Source organism: Catenulispora acidiphila DSM 44928, assembly GCF_000024025.1.
GTDB lineage: Bacteria > Actinomycetota > Actinomycetes > Streptomycetales > Catenulisporaceae > Catenulispora > Catenulispora acidiphila.
In genome coordinates this window covers 3203911-3222788 of record NC_013131.1, presented here as the reverse complement: position 1 = coordinate 3222788, position 18878 = coordinate 3203911, and the positions used below count along the sequence as shown (strand labels likewise).

At 69.1% G+C, this 18878-nt stretch carries 17 protein-coding genes and 3 pseudogenes; 10 read left to right on the top strand and 10 right to left on the bottom strand.

The features are described 5' to 3' along the window. Nucleotides 1-61: 61 nt before the first annotated feature. Nucleotides 62-259, top strand: a pseudogene (locus CACI_RS54185) (C40 family peptidase); the annotation flags it as partial. A gap of 373 nt (nucleotides 260-632) precedes the next feature. Here CACI_RS54185 and CACI_RS13985 read toward each other — a convergent pair. Further along, nucleotides 633-1463, bottom strand: a complete 831-nt coding sequence (locus CACI_RS13985; protein WP_012787012.1) for a MerR family transcriptional regulator — start codon at nucleotides 1461-1463, stop codon at nucleotides 633-635. Between the two features lie 133 nt (nucleotides 1464-1596). On the opposite strand from CACI_RS13985, the gene CACI_RS13980 reads away from it, so the two are divergent. Continuing rightward, complete coding sequence (locus CACI_RS13980; RefSeq protein WP_012787011.1) at nucleotides 1597-1965, top strand: nuclear transport factor 2 family protein; 369 nt, start codon at nucleotides 1597-1599, stop codon at nucleotides 1963-1965. A gap of 33 nt (nucleotides 1966-1998) precedes the next feature. Next, the gene (locus CACI_RS13975; RefSeq protein WP_012787010.1) at nucleotides 1999-2325 is read left to right on the top strand and encodes a putative quinol monooxygenase; all 327 of its coding nucleotides are present in this window, start codon (nucleotides 1999-2001) and stop codon (nucleotides 2323-2325) included. A 57-nt stretch (nucleotides 2326-2382) separates the two neighbouring features. On the opposite strand, the pseudogene CACI_RS13970 reads toward CACI_RS13975, so the two are convergent. Continuing rightward, nucleotides 2383-2664 (bottom strand): annotated as a pseudogene (locus CACI_RS13970) (class I SAM-dependent methyltransferase); the annotation flags it as partial. A 434-nt stretch (nucleotides 2665-3098) separates the two neighbouring features. On the opposite strand from CACI_RS13970, the gene CACI_RS13965 reads away from it, so the two are divergent. After that, complete coding sequence (locus tag CACI_RS13965) at nucleotides 3099-3635, top strand: SigE family RNA polymerase sigma factor (protein WP_012787009.1); 537 nt, start codon at nucleotides 3099-3101, stop codon at nucleotides 3633-3635. Continuing rightward, nucleotides 3632-4891: a hypothetical protein gene (locus CACI_RS13960; RefSeq protein WP_012787008.1), complete on the top strand. Its 1260-nt coding sequence runs from the start codon at nucleotides 3632-3634 to the stop codon at nucleotides 4889-4891. The genes CACI_RS13965 and CACI_RS13960 overlap by 4 nt, the downstream gene beginning before the upstream one ends. A 336-nt stretch (nucleotides 4892-5227) precedes the next feature. Here CACI_RS13960 and CACI_RS13955 read toward each other — a convergent pair whose 3' ends face one another. Next, a complete protein-coding gene (locus CACI_RS13955) occupies nucleotides 5228-5950 on the bottom strand; it encodes a DUF4265 domain-containing protein (RefSeq protein WP_190276759.1) in 723 nt (240 codons plus the stop codon). A gap of 9 nt (nucleotides 5951-5959) precedes the next feature. On the opposite strand from CACI_RS13955, the gene CACI_RS51130 reads away from it, so the two are divergent. Further along, nucleotides 5960-6325 (top strand): hypothetical protein, encoded by a 366-nt coding sequence (locus tag CACI_RS51130; RefSeq protein ID WP_190276758.1) that lies wholly within the window; start codon nucleotides 5960-5962, stop codon nucleotides 6323-6325. A 755-nt stretch (nucleotides 6326-7080) separates the two neighbouring features. Then, nucleotides 7081-7488 (top strand): ATP-binding protein, encoded by a 408-nt coding sequence (locus CACI_RS13950; RefSeq protein WP_012787006.1) that lies wholly within the window; start codon nucleotides 7081-7083, stop codon nucleotides 7486-7488. Nucleotides 7489-7523: 35 nt separating this feature from the next. Here the strand turns inward: CACI_RS13950 and CACI_RS45510 are convergent, their stop codons facing one another. From CACI_RS45510 to CACI_RS13915, 7 genes are all read right to left on the bottom strand, one after another. Then, complete coding sequence (locus tag CACI_RS45510) at nucleotides 7524-7847, bottom strand: STAS domain-containing protein (RefSeq protein ID WP_012787005.1); 324 nt, start codon at nucleotides 7845-7847, stop codon at nucleotides 7524-7526. Nucleotides 7848-7966: 119 nt separating this feature from the next. Beyond that, complete coding sequence (locus CACI_RS13940) at nucleotides 7967-9583, bottom strand: fused response regulator/phosphatase (RefSeq protein WP_012787004.1); 1617 nt, start codon at nucleotides 9581-9583, stop codon at nucleotides 7967-7969. Then, the gene (locus CACI_RS13935) at nucleotides 9580-11319 is read right to left on the bottom strand and encodes an ATP-binding response regulator (RefSeq protein ID WP_041541716.1); all 1740 of its coding nucleotides are present in this window, start codon (nucleotides 11317-11319) and stop codon (nucleotides 9580-9582) included. Before CACI_RS13935 ends, CACI_RS13940 begins: the two co-directional genes overlap by 4 nt. 8 nt (nucleotides 11320-11327) lie before the next feature. Continuing rightward, a complete protein-coding gene (locus CACI_RS13930) occupies nucleotides 11328-12410 on the bottom strand; it encodes an ATP-binding SpoIIE family protein phosphatase (RefSeq protein ID WP_012787002.1) in 1083 nt (360 codons plus the stop codon). Further along, a complete protein-coding gene (locus CACI_RS13925) occupies nucleotides 12398-12817 on the bottom strand; it encodes an anti-sigma regulatory factor (RefSeq protein ID WP_012787001.1) in 420 nt (139 codons plus the stop codon). Before CACI_RS13925 ends, CACI_RS13930 begins: the two co-directional genes overlap by 13 nt. Nucleotides 12818-12822: 5 nt before the next feature. After that, on the bottom strand, nucleotides 12823-13200 hold the full coding sequence (locus CACI_RS13920; RefSeq protein ID WP_012787000.1) for an STAS domain-containing protein: 378 nt from the start codon (nucleotides 13198-13200) through the stop codon (nucleotides 12823-12825). Continuing rightward, complete coding sequence (locus tag CACI_RS13915) at nucleotides 13197-14015, bottom strand: STAS domain-containing protein (RefSeq protein WP_012786999.1); 819 nt, start codon at nucleotides 14013-14015, stop codon at nucleotides 13197-13199. Before CACI_RS13915 ends, CACI_RS13920 begins: the two co-directional genes overlap by 4 nt. A gap of 906 nt (nucleotides 14016-14921) precedes the next feature. Here CACI_RS13915 and CACI_RS53855 point away from each other — a divergent pair. From CACI_RS53855 to CACI_RS13900, 3 genes and pseudogenes are all read left to right on the top strand, one after another. Beyond that, complete coding sequence (locus tag CACI_RS53855; RefSeq protein WP_012786998.1) at nucleotides 14922-16967, top strand: cellulose binding domain-containing protein; 2046 nt, start codon at nucleotides 14922-14924, stop codon at nucleotides 16965-16967. A gap of 266 nt (nucleotides 16968-17233) precedes the next feature. Beyond that, a pseudogene (locus tag CACI_RS49760) lies at nucleotides 17234-17430 on the top strand (IS4-like element ISSav1 family transposase); the annotation flags it as partial. A 324-nt stretch (nucleotides 17431-17754) separates the two neighbouring features. Continuing rightward, nucleotides 17755-18738 carry an SMP-30/gluconolactonase/LRE family protein gene (locus tag CACI_RS13900; protein ID WP_012786996.1) on the top strand — a complete coding sequence of 328 codons (984 nt, stop codon included), beginning with the start codon at nucleotides 17755-17757 and terminating at the stop codon, nucleotides 18736-18738. Nucleotides 18739-18878: the final 140 nt, after the last annotated feature.

Genomic DNA, 18878 nt, shown 5'->3' with positions numbered 1-18878 from the left:
GGCATCACGATCCCCCGCGGCAGCATCGCACAATCCACCGTCGGCCTCCCGATCTACGAGACGAACCAAACTCCGGCCTGGCGACCTGCTATTCGTCCCAGGATCAGACGGAACCGTGACCGCACCAGGACACGTCGGCATGTACCTGGGTCAAGGAATCCTGGTAGAAGCACCTCACAGTGGACTGACAGTCCAGCTGAGCCCACTGACAGGCTATTGGAGGGACAACCTCGTCTCGATCCGCCGCGAGATTCAATAGCTGTAGGTTCCCGCGCAATATCGGTGAGACTGCTGTCCTACCTGTACTGCCCAAGCACGTTGGTTGAGGGCGTGCGGCGATCGCAGCGGACAGGGCTGCGGACGGGTCGGGGCCGGCTCCCGGTTTGGCCGCCCAGGTGTCGTGGTCGCCGGTGAACGGGCACCGGCGGGCGTCGGTGCGCAGGCTGATCTGCGTGCCGGCGCCGCGGTCGGTCAGCCGGTTGTCGTCGTGCTGCAGGACGCCGCGGCGGGCGATCCCGCGAGTAGTGATCTGTTCTGCCGCCTGGCAAGGTCTTCGTGGTCGCCACGTCGGCTCGCGCTGACGCCATTCCGGGCGATCGGCGTCATTCGCCGCGCGCCAGCCGGGGTCCGCCTCAGGCCGGCGCGCTGGTCCCGGTGGCGAACACCGGCCAGCCGATCTCGGTCCGCCACGCCGCCGCGTCGGCGGTGTCGCCCGAGCCGACGAGGTAGTACTCGCGCAGGGGCCCGTCGACCGCCACCTCGTGGTCGGCGACGTGGGCGGCGAGTGTCCCGTAGGCGCGGTCGATCTCGTCGTGCGGACCGGCGTGGACGATGGTGGCGAGGTCGGCGGCCGGCACGGTGGTCGCGGTGACCCGGCCCATCGGCCGGATCCGGCCGTGGCAGGCGAAGAAGACGGTCGCCCGACCGTACTCCTGGGCGAACAGTTCATCGGCGAACATTCCGCCGGGCGGGCCGTCCGGCCGGAGCCCCTGCGCGGTCAAGGTCGCGCGGAGCTCTCCCAGGGCTCCCTGGTACCACTCCAGCACGTCGGCGACGCCGACCTGCGCGCTGATCGCCGCGGCGGGCGTCGCCGTCGCGATCCGGTGCCCGATCGTGGCCGGCGCGGGCCCGTGTTCGAGCAGGTCACGCAGGGAGGCGACGGCCTGCTGCGTCCGGGCCAGGCCGGCCTCCATCCGGGCTAGGTGGGCCGCGATGAGCTGGTCACGGGACCGCAGGTCGGGTGCGGACAGCACGGCGTGGATGTCGTCCAGCGGCATGTCCAGGGCCCGGAATCGGCGGATCACCTGGGCTGCGGGGATCTGCACGGCCGCGTAGCGGCGGTAGCCGGTGTCCGGGTCGACGTCGGCCGGCTCCAGGAGGCCGATCTGGTGATAATGCCTGAGCGTCCGGACGCTCAGGTGCGTGGCCTTGGAGAAGTCGCCGATGGTCAGCGCGTGGCTCATCTCTCCAGTGTCAACCCTCACGCGACGTGAGGGTCAAGCCGACGTCCAGGCCTTGACCCTCACATGACGTGAGCAGTCAGGCTGGAACATGCCAGATCACCCCGAGATCACCCCGCACGGAGAGGATCCCACCATGACCAGCACAACGACCGCGCTGCCCGCCATCGTGACCGAGCACATCGCCGCGGTCAACGCCTTCGACACCGAACGCATCGCGGCGACGTTCGCCCCCGACGCCTACGTCAACGACAACCGGCGCGAGATCTGGGGCACCGACGCGATCCGGGCGTTCCTGGCCAAGGAGTTCGTCGGTGACCGCGTGACCATGAAGGTCCGCGAGGTCGTCGACCACCACGGCGACATCATCGTGCGCGCCGAGTACGACGGCGACTACGACAAGACGGGCCTGCCCGAGCCCCTGATCATGACCAGCTACATCGCCCTCCGCGACGACAGGATCAGCAGCCTGACGATCATCCGCAACCAGCCGTCCCCGTACTGAGCGTCCCGAACCACCACGGAGGAGGAGACTCAGATGAGCACACTGGTCACCGCCGAGCTCTTCGCCCGACCCGGCCGCGGCGACGACGTCGCGCAGCTGCTGCTGGACGTCCTCGGCGAAAGCCTCAAGCACGAAGGCTGCGAACAGATCCGCATCCTGCGCGACCAGAACGACGCCGACCACGTCACGGGCCTGACCCAATGGACCGAACCACACAACTACACCGACTATCTCGCCTGGCGCACCGAACACGGCTTCACCGCGACCTTCGAGGCCATGCTCACCCGACCCCTGGTGATCCACTACTACGACGAGATCTACCGCGGCCAGGGCATCGCAGCACACGTCAACGAGGGCTGACACCCTATGGGGCTTCGACACCGGTGAACGTTAGGAGGCACCGCCGATGGTGGCCCTCTACCCCCACGCGCGGCGGGTCGAGGGCATGCCGGCGCCGCCGGCGCTGTCGGGCACGACGCCGAGCACCTGGTGGACCGCGATGCCGCCGTCCTCGAATCCGAGCGCGCCGGCGGCCCTGTACAGCCACCAGATCCTGGCGCGGGCCGGTCCGACCAGCGCCACGGCCTGGGCCCAGTTCGCTTCGAGGTTGGCGACCCAGTGCCTCAGGGTCAGCGCGTAGTTCTCGCGCAGGGATTCGACGTCGCGGACCTCGAATCCGGCGCGTTCCATGGCCAGCACGGCCTCACACCCGCTGGGATCGGTCGGCGGCTGCTACGACAACGCCATGACGGAATCATTCCGGGGCCGAATGCAGACCGAGCTACTCAACCGACACCACTGGTGCACCCGGATCACGGCCGTTCCAAGGTCATGATGTGAGTCCGAGGATCTCGAAGGGGCGTTCGGGTCTGCGGGCGGCCCAGCGGGCGGCTGCGGCGGTGTCGTCGCGTCCTGTCAGGTGTAGCGCGCCGATGGCGAGTTGCGGAGCGGGGCCATGATCCTGGGTCCGAGCCGGTGCGGACGCGGAGATGCCTCGCTGGCCTTATCGAACACCCTGGACTGCCAACGTCGAGCACCGTCAAGATCACAGTGACGCCCGCGCTGGGGACCGGCAACGGCAATGATTCCGCGCCTCCAACCCGTGTTGATTGGGGAAGCGAGGGAGGGAACCGTTGGACGCAGAGCAGGAACAGGAGTTCCGCGCGTTCGTCGCGGCCCGATCGAGGGCGCTGACATCGACCGCGTATCTCCTCACCGGCGACGCCGAGCAGGCTGCGGACCTGGTCCAAAGCGCGTTGGCCGTGACGTGGGTCCGGTGGCCCAAGCTCAAGGACCGAGGGCGGGCCGAGGCATATGTGCGCAAGACCATCTATCACGCCTACGTCGACCGGACCCGCCTGTTCTCCTGGCGGCGCGAGCGGAGCACGGCCGAGCTGCCGGAACGCGCGGACGCCGGCACCGACCTCGCCGAGGCTGTGGCCCGGAGCCACGACGTCGCGGCGCTGGTCCGCCGCCTGCCCCGGGGGCAGCGAGCCGTCACCGTCCTGAGCTACTACGAGGACCGGTCCGACGAGGAAGCCGCCGAAGTGCTGGGGGTCAGCGTCTCCACGGTGCGCACGCAGCGGTTCAAAGCCCTGCGTGGCCTGCGTGTCATGATCCGAGAAGAAGACAGGCCTGCCGAACTCGCGGGCCGGGAGGTGATCGCGTGAACGAGACCGGCGCCACGTACACCGAAGCCGAACTGCACACCGGCCTGACCGCATACGCCGCCGAGGAAGACTTCGACCCGTTGCTGACGGGGATGGCCGACCGCGCCATGATGCGGGGCCGGCGCCTCGTCCGCCGGCACCACGCCGCGGTGGCTGCCGCGTCCCTGGCGGTCCTCGGCCTCGCGGCTTCGGCGGCGATCTATCTGCGGCCCGGGCACGGCAGCCCGCAACCGCCGATCCCGCCGGCTGTCGGGATCGACACGGCCGGGGCGACGGCCCTGCTGGCGTACAACGCCACGTGCTTCGACGGCCCGGTGGCACAGCCGTCGATGACGACGTTCGTCTGGAATCCGGCGTCGAAGCAGTACGTGAAGAGCTCGGCCGCTCCCATGATGGAGTTGTCGCCGGATGGCAAACTCGTGCTGCTCCAGACCGGCATCACACTGGACGGGACGACGAGCTACGCGGTGGCACCCTGGGCCGACGTGGCAGCCGGGCACGTACCGGCCGTCGCGTACCGGCGGTTCTCGTCCCAGGTGTCCCTCAAATGGGCGGCCGACGGCCGGTCCTTGATCGACGCGGCCGCAGGACACGCCGATAGTGCCTCGGGAGCCGACAGCATCAGCTTCTACGACCCGATCAGCTTCGCCAAGACCAGCGTTCCGCTCCCCCAATCCGTTCGGGACCTGATCGATCCGAAACACACGGGCGGCGCCTGGCGCGTCATCGACGTGTCGGGCACGACGGCGTCCTTCACGGTAACCGTCATGTCCAAGAACGCCAAGCAGATGCGGGTCATCGACGGCAGCGGAAAGACGGTCAGGAACGTCCGGCTGTCGAACGTCCCCGGCCATCTCGGCGAAAACGACCTGACCAGCGCCACTCTCTCTCCCGACGGCCGCTACCTGGCCTTGTGGGGGAACCCCGGCTTGGCAGTGTACGACCTCGCGACCTCCGCGGACCGGCTGATCTTCCACGCCGAGCATGGCGCGGCGGGCGTCGACGGCAAGCCGCACTCGCAGGATTTCGACTTCACCGGGTGGACCGCCCACGACCAGCTGCTCGGCATCGTCCGCTGGTCGACGTCGAACCAGCAGCAACGCGATGTCCATCAGCAGATCAAGCTCCTGACGCCGTACGGCGACCAGGTCGGCTCGCAGGACATCGCCGTCCCCGGCGACGCCCAACGGGTCTGCTCGGTGTACATCACGACCACCGGCCCCGCGACAGACTACCCATCGGCGACCAAGCTGTAGCGAGCCGAACGGATTGCGGTCCGGCCGGGCGGCACACCGTCCGGCCGGACCGATCGGCTCACTCAGACGGTGTGTCCGACGCCGGCCTTGTTGGTGCCGGGGTCAAGCTCGGCGAGCAGCAGTTCAGGATGACATTCGCAGCCGCCGCTTACCGGAAGTTGAAGCCAGGGCCAGCTGCCACGGCCGTTCCAGGGTCATGATGTGAGTGGAAAGGATCACGGACAGAGCATCCAGGCAAACAGCCGGCTGGCGACCAGGTGCACCAGCTTCAACTCCACGAACCGACCACATTCCAGCTCGCCCAGGTGGTTATCAGCACCCTCGGGGAGGCGCCGACTAGCTGCCAGCCAGGTCAGCAAGCCACCACGCCTCGAACCCGCCCTGACGCATCCGCTCCAACTCCGCGCGCACCGCCGGGACAGCGGTTCGGTCGGGGATCCACAGCGCGGCCATGACCTCGTCGTGGGCGTCGACGTCGCCACCATGCTTACCGGCCATGACCCGAAGCCGGTCGATCAGGTACTGGCTGACGCCGGTGTAGTCCTGGACCTGGATCGTGACTCCGCCAGCGGTGTGGGTCACCCCCGAGACGCCTCCGGAGGAGTCCACGGTGAAGCGGTCTCCTCTCGTGAGGCCGCGCACGTACAACGGAGAAGCGACCAACTCGTAGGCGTCGCCGCCCAGGGACAGCACCATGAGCGTCTCGACCCGGGGCTGACCGTCCGTCGTGACCCCGAAGCGGACGGGCAGCGCCTCGCCGCCTTCGACGAACGTCGTGGTCGCGCCTACCACCAACGGCTCGTCGACGCGCGACGGGGTGTTCTGGATCCAGGCCACCGTCTGACGAACAGCCTGGTCGCCCTCGGCCAGCCCGGCCATCACCTCTTCGAGCCGAGCCGAATGCCCCTCGACGAAGAACGCCAACTCCAGCGCGGGTACCGTGTGCCCGTGGTCGCCGACGGCCTCGTAGTAGAGGTCGATCCCGCTCCGGAGCTCCGCACGCAGCCGCATTTCGTCAGCCACGTCGTCGACCTGGGTCTGACCCGGCGGGGCGTGCATCGGGCTTCCGTGAGTGAAGTCAGCGAGCATCTCCAGTGCCCGGCCGCGAACCGCTCGATCGCCGCGGCGCGCGATCTCCAGGAGTACTGGAACGAGCGGATGCACGAACTCCGCGAGCAGTCCGCCGTGGTCGTTCCGGTAGAGCTCCTCCAGGCGTCGGGCGGCCCCGGCGTGATCCGGTCCCTGCACGAACTGCCGGATCAGCGCTGGGACCGGCGCCGCGGACACACCCGGCGCCACGGCCCGCAGCTCATGCCACGGCGTTTCGGCCAGCCCCGGAACGTCGAAGGGTTCCTCGTCCGCGGCGGCTTCCTCACGCCTGCGGCCACGCCGAATCATCAATCGAGCAGCGCCAGTCTGTGGAGTTTGTTGTAGAGGGGGGCCATCGGGTTCGCCACTGGTCCGGCGAGCCCATCGTAACGAGTCGCTATGAGGTCCGGCTGGCTGTTCACGAGATCGTCGACGCCGGATAGGCCGAATAGGGGTCCCACGATGCAGGAGCCTGAAGCCACCCGGATTCGCGGCACAGCGACTTTGACCGCAGTCCGGGGCTGACCCCTGACCTGGTTGGCAAGGCGGAGGAGCCGCACCGACCCGTCGGTGGGTAGGACGACCGCGCCACCTGGGACACCTGGAGCAAGAAGAAGTGACCTCCCGACGCGCGGCCGGTCCCGGCCGGATCCTCTCCGGCGGGCAAACCCGACCGTTTGCGCCCAGCCGTGTCGGGCAGCAGGGCGGAAGCAGTCCGCCTGGAAAGGCTGCGCTGATGAGGCAGGTGATCTGGGCATGAAGGTGTCGAACTCTTGTGGACCTGAATCCTTTCGAGGCGCGGGCGACGAAGTCGTCCGCGTCGTCGAGCAGACCGTGAGCGGGCGTCGCCTCACCGACCAGTCGAGCACTCGACCCTGGTGACCGCGTCCGCCGACGGGAACCCGGCAAGCCGGGCTTCGGTCCGACGACGTACAGTTCAGCCGGGACGTGGGAAAACTCGTACGGGCTCTCTTGGGTCAGCCGCCGCAGAGCGGCGGTCCGCGCCGGCGTCGCCGCGTCATCGTCAGACCGACAACGATGAACGCCGTCAGCGGGGCGATCGTTCTCTCGAGCAAGGAGCGTGGGCGGGTGGACAACGGGTGAGCGGAGACGGTCAGGCCGAACGCAGTCTGGTTCTGCACCCGCATACCTCAGCGCCGCAGCTGGCCAGGGACTTCGTGGCGGAGACGCTTTCGGCGTGGCGGCTCGGGGACTGGGAGGAGCCCGCGGCGCTGATCGCCAGCGAGCTGGTCACCAACGCGGTGCGCCATGCCGGCACCGAGCTCACCGTGCGGCTCCGGAAGGCCGCGTCGGAGGTCACCATCGAGGTCGCCGACGGGGTGGCGGACCGGGAACCCCACGTCGGCTCGCCGGACCCCCGGGTCGCCGGCGGGGTCGGTCTGGTGATCGTGGGGCGGCTGGCCGAGGCGTGGGGTGTGGAGAAGCACCGGGACGGCAAATGCGTCTGGGCCAGACTGGCCGTGGGTCAGACCGCCGACCGGCTTTGACCGGCCGCGGGCGTGCTCCGGCGCTCAGCAGATCGTCACGCTGACGTCGGGACGCTGTCGTGGATGACGAAGAGCCCGCTCACCCCGGCCAGCTCCAGCACCCGCGCGACCATCTGCGAGGGCACCAGGGAGAACGCCGTGCCGGCCTGCCCGGCCCTGTTCATCGCGTCCACGGCCACCCGCAAGCCCATGGAGTCGAAGAACGTCACCGCCGTACAGTCCACAACCACGTCCCCGGCAGCGACCAGCGGCTCGAGCACTCCGCTCAGCTGCCCGGCCACCGACATGTCCACATCACCGGACACCTCGACCACGCTGACCGAATCCTGCTCGCGGACCCGGTAGGAGAACTCCCGCATGGCATGCCCTTCAGTTGTTCTGAGCCAGCGCGAGTGTTCGACAAAGGCTTATCCGGTGTCACTGTATTCCAGAAAGTTCACCCGCGTACTCGAGCGCCGCCCGGAGCAGCAGCGAGGACTCAGTCCTGAACCGGCTCGAGATCCGTGACGAGCAACGCGATGTCGTCGTCTTTCCCCTGACCGAAGGTCTGGAGCAAGACGTCGCACAACTCCTCGAGATCCTCCGGGCCCTTCGCTACAGCCGCCTCGAAGATGTCGAGATTCTCGGTGATCAAGGTGGTGCGCGTCTCGACCAGACCGTCGGTGCACATGACGAGCCGCACGGGTCGGGTCAGCTCGACCGTGGTCGCCGTGAAGCTGGCTCCCCCGATGCCGAGCAGCTGGCCGTGTTCGGTGACGAACCGGGTGGTGCCGTCGGCGACCAGCAGCGGCGGGATGTGGCCGGCGTTGGCGACGCGCAGGCGCCGCTGGCCCGGCTCGACCAGCACCAGGCAGACCGTGACGGTGGCCGGGCGGGGACGGCCGCGGGTGAGCAAAGTGTCCAGCAGTTCCAAAATCAACTCCGGCGGGTGTCCCTCGCTGGCGAACGCGCGCAAGGCGTGGCGGACCTCGCCCATCACGATCGCCGCCTCCAGGGAGTGGCCGGCGACGTCGCCGATGACCAGCAGCAGGCCGCCGGCGGTGTCGATGGCTTCGTAGAAGTCGCCGCCGATCTCGGTGTGCGCGCTGGCCGGGACGTAGCGCACCGCCAGCTCCACGCCTGTCGGACGCGGCAGCCGAGCCGGCAAGAACGAGCGCTGCAGTTGCAGGGCGAGCGCGTGTTCCTCGGCGTAGTTGCGGAGGGACTCCAGGGAAAGGGAGCACGCCTGCGCGATCTGCAGCAGCAGTCTGTGGTCGTCCTCCGACGCGGTGCGCTCGCCGGAGATCGCGACGCAGACCGGCGGCCGGCCGCCGTGCGCCTTGACCACGGCAATCAGGACATCGCCCGCCAATGGCGGGCCCGGTACCAGCTGACGCCACTTCTCCACCGGCATCGAGACGACCCGGGCGCCGGTCCGTGTTCCGAGAACCCGGTCGGCGATCTGCTCGAGCAGATCGGGGGCGAGCGGCTCGGAGACCACGGGAGAGTGCCCGTCCAGCTGGAATGTGCGCACGGGCTGTCCGGACAAGCTCAGGTAGACGCTGGCGGAGTCTGTGTCCAGGACGCTGAGGACCCCTTGGACCGCCGCGGCGGCGAATTGCCGGTAGTCGGTGGCGCCGTGCAACCGCAACGTCGCCTCGTTGAGAAGCATCAGACGTTCAGCCAGGTTCTGCGCCGTGCGGCGGGCTCTGGTGTACCGCAGCACCGCGGTGATGGTGGCGAGCAGTTCCTCCGGGTCCACGGGCTTGGTCAGGTAGGCGTCCGCTCCGCCCTCCAACCCCTGAGCCCGCTCGGCCACCGAGATGGCCGAGGCGGAGACGTGCACGACGGGGATGTCAGCCGTCGCGTCAGCCTTCTTGATGATCCGGCACAGCTCGAACCCGGTCATGTCGGGCAGCACGACGTCGAGGACGGCGACCTCGGGCAGCGGTCCCGCACCGGCCAACAGGTCCAGGGCCTCGGCACCGTCGGCCGCCTCCTGGACATCGTGACCGCCTCGGCGCAGCCACTGGGCGAAGACATACCGGTTGGCCGCGTTGTCATCGACGACCAAGACGCGTCCGGGCTCTCGGTCGGGAACCGCCGCGATGCTCATGCTGTCCCCTCCTCGAACCGTGAACCGAGCGCTCGACGTAGTTCCTGGGCGTCCACGGCATCCTTGTTCAGCACCGCGCGGGCGTGTCCCAGACGCGCGCGGTCGACGTGCGTCAGCGGATAGCCGGTGACGACGACGACCGGCACGGCTGCGGTCTCTTCGGAATCAGCCAGGCGACGGATCGTTTCGTAACCATCCACGTCCGGCATGTTCAAGTCCATGATGATCGCCGCGGGCTTCTCCCGCATGACGAACTCCAGGAGCTCCACGCCGCCGGGCACCTGCACCACCCGTTCGGCGACGGCTTCCAGGACCGGCCGGAACACGGCGGCGAACGCCGGATCGTCATCCGCGCTGGCGATCAGCGGCAGTCGCGCTTGTTCGTCCGGCTCCTGCGCGGGAGAACCCGGCAGGGTGACGGTGACCGTCGTTCCGTGACCGACCTCGCTGGCCAGGGAGATGGTACCGCCGAGCAGTATCACCAGGCTGCGCGCATAGGGAAGGCCCAGTCCGGTGCCCGCTTTGCCGCGCTGGTGAGCACCTCGCACCTGGTGGAACTCCTCGAAAACCTTCGTCTGCTCCTGCGGCGGGATGCCGATGCCGGTGTCCTCGACGGTGAACTCGACCGTGCCTGGCGGTTCCTCGAGGCATCGGACGCTCAGCCGGACGTGGCCGCTGCTGGTGAACTTCAGGCTGTTGCTGATCAGGTTGCGCAGGACCCTGGTGAGCATCATCTCGTCGGTGACCAGCGTGGGCAGGCCGGCCGGATCGGGGAACAGGACGGCGACCTCGGGGCTCGGAGCCGACGGCTGGACCACGGATTCGATCTGCGCGAGCAACAAAGCCAGGTCGACCGGAGCCAGTTGCGGGATGAGCTGTCCGGCCTCCGCCTTGGCCACGTCGAGCAGGTCGTCGACCAGCACGCGCAGCGTCTCTCCCGAGGCGGCGATGAGGCCGACCTGGTGGCGCTGCTGCTCCCCCAGTTCCTCGGGGGTCGAGTCGGCCAGCAGTTGGCTGAGCCCGATCACCGAGTTCAGCGGGCTGCGCAACTCGTGGCTGACGTTGGCCCAGAAACGGGTCTTGGTCTCACTGGCCTCCCGCAGCTGCCGGCTCTTGTCCTCCAGCTCGGCGTGGAGCGCCACGACGCCGATGTTGGTCTGCTCCAGCTCGGAGGAGATCTCCGCGTACAGCGCCAGGACACCGGCATTGGTCTGCTCGAGCTCGTCGTTGAGAAGCTGGAGTTCCTCGCTCTGAACCCGGGCGTGCTCGAGAGCGAGGATCAGGTCTTTGGTCTGGGCCCGCAGATCGTCTTCCCGGTTGGTGGTCTGCTCCTCGTCCAGCGCCTCGGACAGCCGGGACACCGCTTCGGCGAAGCCGTCCGCCCTGAGCGGGACCGGCTGGCGCAGCACGATGCTGCCCTGCCGGCCCGCCGCCTCGCTGGACAGGTCGCGGACCAGCCGCCGGGCGGAATCCAGCGCCTCCGCGGCCGGGGGCGCGCCGTCCCTCCAGCGGATCGTCACCTCCAAAGCCGGCGAGGGCCGGGCGACGAGGGCGAAGCGCACTGTCACCCCGCTGCTTCCCAACCGGTCCCGGCCCAGCTCACTGAGCGCCGTCGCCAGCCGGATCTGGTCCTGGCGATCGGTTCCGGCGATCTCCGAGACGGTCCGGGCGACCCGCCGGAGAGCGAAGACGTCCTGCTCTCCGGCGATCGCTGCCAGATGAAGCGTGGTGTCCATGGCGCCGGTCATGAGGTGGAGCCCGCAATCGCAGGATCCTTGATGACCACCACACTCGCGTCGTCCCGGCGCACTCCGGCCTCGCGCAGCAAATGGGCGGCGACCACGGTGCTGGACGCGTCGAACAGGGCCGGCATCTTCGCCAGACTCCATCGTTCGGTCAGACCGTCGGAGTGGAGAACCACGCTGGAGCCGGCCGGCAAATCGGCTCCGTGGCTCCGAACCCGCGGCAGGTGATGGCCGACGATACCCGGCGCGGACAGCAGAGCCGAGCGGGAGGTCCCCGTCACGACGAAGGCGCTGACGTTCCCGATTCCGCACAGCTCGATCCGGCGGCGACGCCAGTCGATCCTGGCTACCGCGGCCGCGCCGCCACGGGTACCGGCCAGAGCTTGATGCATCTCCACGATGAGATCCTTCGGTTCCACCGCAGCGCTGCGATGGAACGTGGTCCGCGCCTGGCCGCTGGCCCGGGCCGCCAGCACCCCGTGGCCGAGCCCGTCGCAGAGCATCACCAGTTGCTGACCGTCGTGTTCGGGGTGTTCGGGGTGTGCGGCGTGCGAGACGGGCTTGGCGGCCCAGATGTCTCCACAGATCTGCTCTCCGCTGATGGGCCGGGTCAGGCCGGCCACCAAAGGCTCAGAGAACAGGGACTTGACGTCCAGGGCAGCGGAGCGGTCGCGGAAGCGAGCCACCAGGACGGTCCCCTGGCCCATGAGCGAGTGCACGTCGAAGACGTCCGCCATGCGTTCCACGACGCCCAGACCGAGCCCTGGAGTGCCGCCTGTGGAGACACCGGAGCGGCGGCTGTGCGTCAGGTCCGCGATACCCGGGCCGTGATCCACGGCGAGCAGCTCCACCGCCACGGCGGGATCGGCGCCGGTCAGCCGCAGCAGCAGCGCGCCGTCGTCGGCGTGGTGCAGGAGGTTGACCGCCACCTCGGTCACCGCCAGCTCGATCTCCGCCACCCGCCCGGCGGACAGGCCGATCCGCCGGCCCAGTTCCGCGGCTATGCGCCTGGCCTGGGCGGCGAGCGTGACCTCCTGCCGGAGCCACGCTCCTTCCGAAGGCGAGGCGACTAGCGCGTCCATTTGATGACCGTCACGATCGTGCCCTGGCCCGCGCCGGTGTTCAGGTCGAACTCGTCCACGAGCCGACGCGCACCGGACAGGCCCAAGCCCATGCCGGTGCCGGAGGACCACCCGTCGCGCAGAGCGAGATCGGTGTCGGGGATGCCCGGGCCCTCGTCGGCGAACGTGAGCCGGACACCGCGCCCGCCGGGACGTTTGAGCATCTCCCCGTCCATGCGGCCGCCGCCGCCGTAGACCAGCGTGTTGCGCGCCAGTTCGCTGGCCGCGGTCACCAGCTTGGTCTGCTCCACCAACGACAATCCGCACTCCACCGCCAGCGTCCGGGCCAGCTGGCGGGCCCGGACGACGTCGTCGGAGGCGGCGATGGGCTGGGTGCGGATCGGCCCGGCCGCCGTCCCCGGCCCCATCGGCCTCACCGTTCCGCCACCCTCGCCGAGGAGCGCTCCGACAGGATGGCCAGGCCTCGCTCCAGGTTCAGCGCGGTACGCACGTCTCCCAGCGAGAGCCCCAACTCCACCAGCGTGATGGCGACCGCCGGACGCATCCCCACCACGACGGTCTCCGCGTCCAGCAGACGGCTGATGGAGGCGATGGTCGCCAGCATCCGGCCGACGAAGGAGTCGACGATCTCGGCGGCCGTGATATCGATGATCACGCCGCGGGCGCCGTGCTTGACCACCTGCTCAGCCAGATCGTCCTGCAGGTTCAGCACCGTCTGATCGTCCAGGTCCACCTGGATCGACACCAGCAGGTTCTCGCCGATCCGCAGGATAGGAAGCCGCTCGCTCATGCCCGAGACGCCCCCGTTCCCCGGCCGGCGGCCGTCTCCCCCGCCCCGCGCAGCGCGTGCCGCAGGGCGTCGGCCAGCGTGGCCTTGGTGATGATGTCGCCGAACTCGATGCCCAGGGCCACGATCGTCTGCGCGATCTGCGGCCGGATCCCGGACACGATGCACTCCGCGCCCATCAGCCGCGCCGCGACCACGGTCTTCAGCAGGTGCTGCGCCACTTCGGTGTCCACCGCCGGCACACCGGTGATGTCGATGATGGCGTGCGCCGAACCGGTGTCGACCAGAGCCTGCAACAACTTCTCCATGACCACCTGCGTCCGGGCCGAGTCCAGGGTCCCGACCAGCGGGACTCCGATCACCCCGTCCCACAGCTTGACCACCGGCGTGGACAGCTCCAGCAGCTCCTCGGTCTGGGAGCTGATGATCTGCTCCCGGGTCTCGGCGTAACTGTCCACCGTGAACATGCCGAGGCTGTCGGTCAGCCGGCTCAGCGCCAGGTACGCCGCGACGTCGGCGGCCGAGCCCTCCTCCACCGACTGTTCCAGTCCGGCCTTCAGAGCGAACACGCTGATCGCGGTCTCCGCCGGGGTGAAACCCTGCCGAGCCCGGTTGCGGGACAACTCCACCAGCAGCGCGCGCACCTCGGACCACGCCTCGTCATCGGTGTCCAACCCGCTGCCCAGGGCCTCGACCACCGCGCCGTACAGTTCGTGCAGCTCGCGGTCCAACTCCGCCCGGCTGATCCGAGAGGCCAGTGTTCGCGCCACTACCTCGATCCAGCCGGCCGTCAGGTCATCGCGCCTAGCGGTCATCATCCCACGCAGATGACTTGCGGAATCTTGACTCAATTCAAATCCCACCCTCACGTAATCACAGGCCAGCGGTGCCGGCCCCGCGATTCTATGACACTGCACCGCACCTCAAAGGCGCTGTACGGTGGCGATCGACGGGGCCGCCCCGGACGGGTGCCCACGAATCGCCGTCCATAACCGAACGGGCGCGGGCGCCGCCGTGATCTTCGCAACCTTGGGCGCACGCGACCACTCACAGCTGCGGCCCACCACGACCGGGACCGCCCGTCGACACTGCTGTGATGTCGCCCACAGCTTTGATCTTCCGCAACGGCGAGAAGACCAGGAACAGCTCGCTCGGTCTCCATGCGCGCCCTGAGCGCGTCCTGCGTCCCCACCATGGTCGTGCGCGGGACATGTCCTGGGCGACCGAATACGCCAAGTACCCCGACGTCCGTGTCAGCCACCACGTCGCCGACGACCTCCCGGCCGCAGTCCTGAACGACGCCACCAGCATCGGTGCCCCACCTGAGCAACGTGCGGCGCGAAACTTTCGCACCGTGCGTCTTCGGGAAAGGGCTACAACAGTCCGGTCAGCTAGTGCTTGAGTGATGGCTGACCAGGCAAGGCTTCTGAGCTCGCACAAGTGTCTATCGCCCCCGCGCAGGTACGCCCTTGACGCCTTCGCCGTGGGTTGGCAGTTTCGGGAGCGGAGCGGCGGCGCGGGTTCGCTTCGGAGGAAGACCGAAGACCTTTGTGGCGTGCAGAAATGTCAGCGCTAGCGGGGCACGTGCGCGTCCTCGGCGTTCACCGCGATGCGGGGGGGCCGGGAGAGTGTTACCGGTAACACATGCGGTACGTCGAGAGTCCGGCCCGCGCCGCCGCTTTCGGACCACGCATGGCTTCTCCCCATACCGGGCGAGACACGGAATGCCTGAGTCCCAGCCTGGAGTGGGAGCGCTCCCGCTCCAGGGTCCACTGAGCGAGAAGCCCGGACCCGAGTCATCCATCGCCGAGATCCAGGAGACTACGTTGACCCCCCGCAACGAGACCACGGCCACAGGGCCGGAGTTCCCCAGCCGGAGAACCGTACTGGCGGCGCTCGGTGCCGTGCCGGTGCTCGCGGTCGCGGCACCGTCCATGGCGGCTACCGCGGCACCTGCGGCGGCCTCCGCGGTGGTCGTCGACCCGTCCGCCTTGCGGCAGACGATCCGGGGCTACGGCGGCATGAACCACCCGGAGTGGGCGGGCGACCTGACAGCCGCGCAGCGCGACACCGCGTTCGGGAACGGCACGGGCCAGCTGGGGTTCTCCATGCTGAGGATCCACGTTGACGAGGACCAGAACAACTGGAGCCGCGAGCTGGCGACGGCGCAGCGGGCGGTCGCGCTCGGGGCGACCGTCTTCGCGTCGCCGTGGAATCCCCCCGCCAGCATGGTCGAGACCTTCACACGCGGAAGCCAGACCAACGCCCACCGCCTGCGGCATGACATGTACGGCGCCTACGCGCAGCACCTGAATTCCTTCTACCAGTACATGAAGACCAACGGGGTGGACCTGTACGCCATCTCGGTGCAGAACGAACCCGACTACGCCTCGACGTGGACGTGGTGGACCGCGAGCGAGATCGTCACCTTCCTGCAGAACAACGCCGGCGCCATCGGCACCAGGATCATCGCGCCGGAGTCCTTCCAGTACGTCAAGAGCATGTCGGACCCGATCCTCAACGACGCCACGGCGCTGGCCAACCTGGACATCCTCGGGGCCCACCTTTACGGCACCTCGTACGCGAACTTCCCCTACCCCCTCTTCCAGCAGAAGGGGCAGGGCAAGGAGCTGTGGATGACCGAGGTCTACTATCCCAACAGCACCGACTCGGCCGACCTGTGGCCCGCGGCACTCGGCGTCGGGGAGCACATGCACCACGCGATGGTGGACGCCGAGTTCCAGGCGTACGTGTGGTGGTACATCCGGCGCAGCTACGGGCCCATGCGCGAGGACGGGCAGATCAGCAAGCGCGGCGCCCTGATGGCGCAGTTCTCGAAGTTCGTCCGCCCCGGATACGTGCGTGTCAACGCGACCGCGAACCCCCAGACGAACCTCCTCACCTCGGTCTACAAGGGGCCCTCCACGCTGGTCATCGTCGCCGTCAACTCGGCGACCAGCACGCTGAGCCAGCAGTTCACGCTGTCGAACACCACGGCGTCCAGCGTGTCCGCATGGGTGACGGACGCGTCCAGGAACGTGGCCTCCACGAGCGCGCCCAGCGTGTCGAACGGCAGCTTCACCGCCACGCTCCCCGCCCAGAGCGTCACCACCTTCGTCATCACGGTGGGCTCTTCCACCGGATCGGACACCCAAGCGCCCACCGCGCCCGGCACACCCACGGCCACCGGGATCACGGCCACCTCCGCCACGCTGAGCTGGCCGGCCTCCACCGACAACGTCGGCGTGGTCGGTTACGACGTGGTACGCGTCAGCGGCACCACCGAGACCGCTGCCACGTCCTCCACCACCACCCAGGGCACTGTCACCGGCCTGACCGCGAGCACTGCCTACACCTTCGCGGTCTACGCGCGCGACGCGGCCGGCAACCGCTCGACCCGCTCCGCCACCGTCTCCGTCACCACCAGCGCCTCGGGCGGTACTGGTACCGGAGCCTGCGGGGTCACCTACCAGGTCACGGGGAGCTGGACCGGCAGTTTCCAGGGCCAGATAGACATCCACAACACCGGCACCACTGCCCTCAACGGCTGGACCCTCACCTTCACCTTCACCGCGGGCCAGACCATCACCCAGATGTGGGGCGGCACCCCCGCGCAGAGCGGGAGCAAGGTGACCGTGACCCCGGCGGACTACAACAGCTCCATCCCGGCCGGCGGCTCCGTCACCGTCGGTTTCCTCGGCACCGCGGGCAGCACCAACCCGGCCCCGACCGGCTTCACACTCAACGGCGGCACCTGCACGACCGCCTGACGAGCGGCCCGGGAACCAGTGGCCTGCACGGGGGGCACCGGCCCGGTCCCCGAATCACCGCCCCCCTCCGAGCGGCGCGGGCCCGCTCACCCACGGCACGCCTGCGCACGGCACGCCCGCATCCGCCGGCGTGCCGTGCGGCGGGCTGTCCTGGTGGGTCCCTCCTGTGGCCAGGGGCGATGGAAGTACCTCCCGCACGACTGTCGGGCAGGTGGGCGACGCGGGCCGGGGTGCGGCGGTTGTTCTGACGCACCAACAGTTGCGCTCCGGTCGCCAACTCACGCTGCTGGCGGCGTCGGCGCACCATGGCGTTCGACGACTGCAGCTCGGCCGAGGCCCGAACCAACCGCGGGTCTCCGCCTGGCTCGGCGCCGTCCACGCACAGCGGCTCCTGCCTCTGCTGGATGACAGCATGCTGCTGCTCGACGACCGGGGCTTCGACACCGACGACTTCTTGGCGAAGATCCCGGTATCGGCAGGCTCCGACAGCCCGACGCCCCCTGCCGGTGCCAGGTCGGCCGACCTGGGGTTTGAGGCGGGCACGGTACTCACCCCGGCGGAATCCAGCTCACCATCGGCTTCGCCGGGCATCCGGACCTCGCGGTGCGTACCCCCGTCAGGGAGTGGTTACTCCTTCCACGCGGGCCCATAGTCGGATCCGTGAAACGGATGAGTGCAGCTCATCGCGTATCCGCAGGGCCGGTATCCACCGGAGTCCGCATCAGAACCAGCCCATCCCCAGTGTGTCAGTGTGCTGCTGCCGCACACTGAGAACCGAGAAGGAACCATGATCGCCAAGCTCTCCAGAACAACCAAGACCACGCTGTCAGCCGCGGCTCTGATCTCCGCAGCCGCTTTCGCTGCCACGGCCGTCAGCGCGACTCAGGCGTCGGCCGCCCCTGCCCCGGCGGCCGATCCGCGCGTTGCCGTCCACCACTTCGACTTGGACGCGGGCCAAACGCCTGAGAACGTCGTTCTGGCTCCCAACGGCGACCAGTACGTCACCTTCGCCAAAGCCCGACAGGTCGCCGAGGTCTCCCACGGCGGCGCCGTCCGGATCCTGGCCACCCTGCCCCTGCCGGCCGACAGCGGCATCCACACCCCGGCCCTGGGCTTCCCGCTGACGTTGGGTATCACCCGGGATCACGACGGCACCCTGTACTTCCTTTACGCCACCGGCACGGCTGATCTCACCGGGGTGTGGCGCATGCATCCCGGCGGCCGGCCCGAGCGCATCGCCGCGCTCCCGGCCAACAGCCTGCCCAACGGCCTGGCCCTGGACGCTCGCACCCGCACCCTCTATGCCACCGACTCCGAGGGCGCCATCTGGAGCGTGCCCGCCGCCGGCGGCACCGCCACCGCCTGGACCGCCGACCCCGCGCTGGCCCCGGTCGGATTCCTCGGCGCCAACGGCCTGAAGATTCACGGCGGCGCCGTGTGGGCCACCAACCTGGACCGGGGCACCATCGTGCGCGTCCCGATCCTCCCGGACGGGACCGCCGGCCCGGCCCGGATCACCGCCACCGGCCTGCCCGGAATCGACGACTTCGCCTTCACCGGCCACGGCGACCAGATCCTGGCCGCCCTGGACACGGTCAACCAGGTCGCCCTCGTCCAACCCGACGGCACGCACACCGTCGTCCTGACCGCCGCCGACGGACTGGAGGGCCCGACCTCGGTCGCCATGCGCGGCGACACCGCCTCCATTCTGAGCGCCGCCTACCTCACCGGCAAGGATCCGAACGAGCTCACCGTCCACGTGCGCGACTGACACCCGCGTACGACGAGGCAGTCCCGTCCGTCGCCGCGCGCGGCGTCCTCGCGGGTCGCGGTGGTGGCGTCTGCGTCAGCGTCTGCGTCAGCACAGACGCCGACGCCGACGCCGAGAAAGTCAGCGTGAGCAGTACCTTT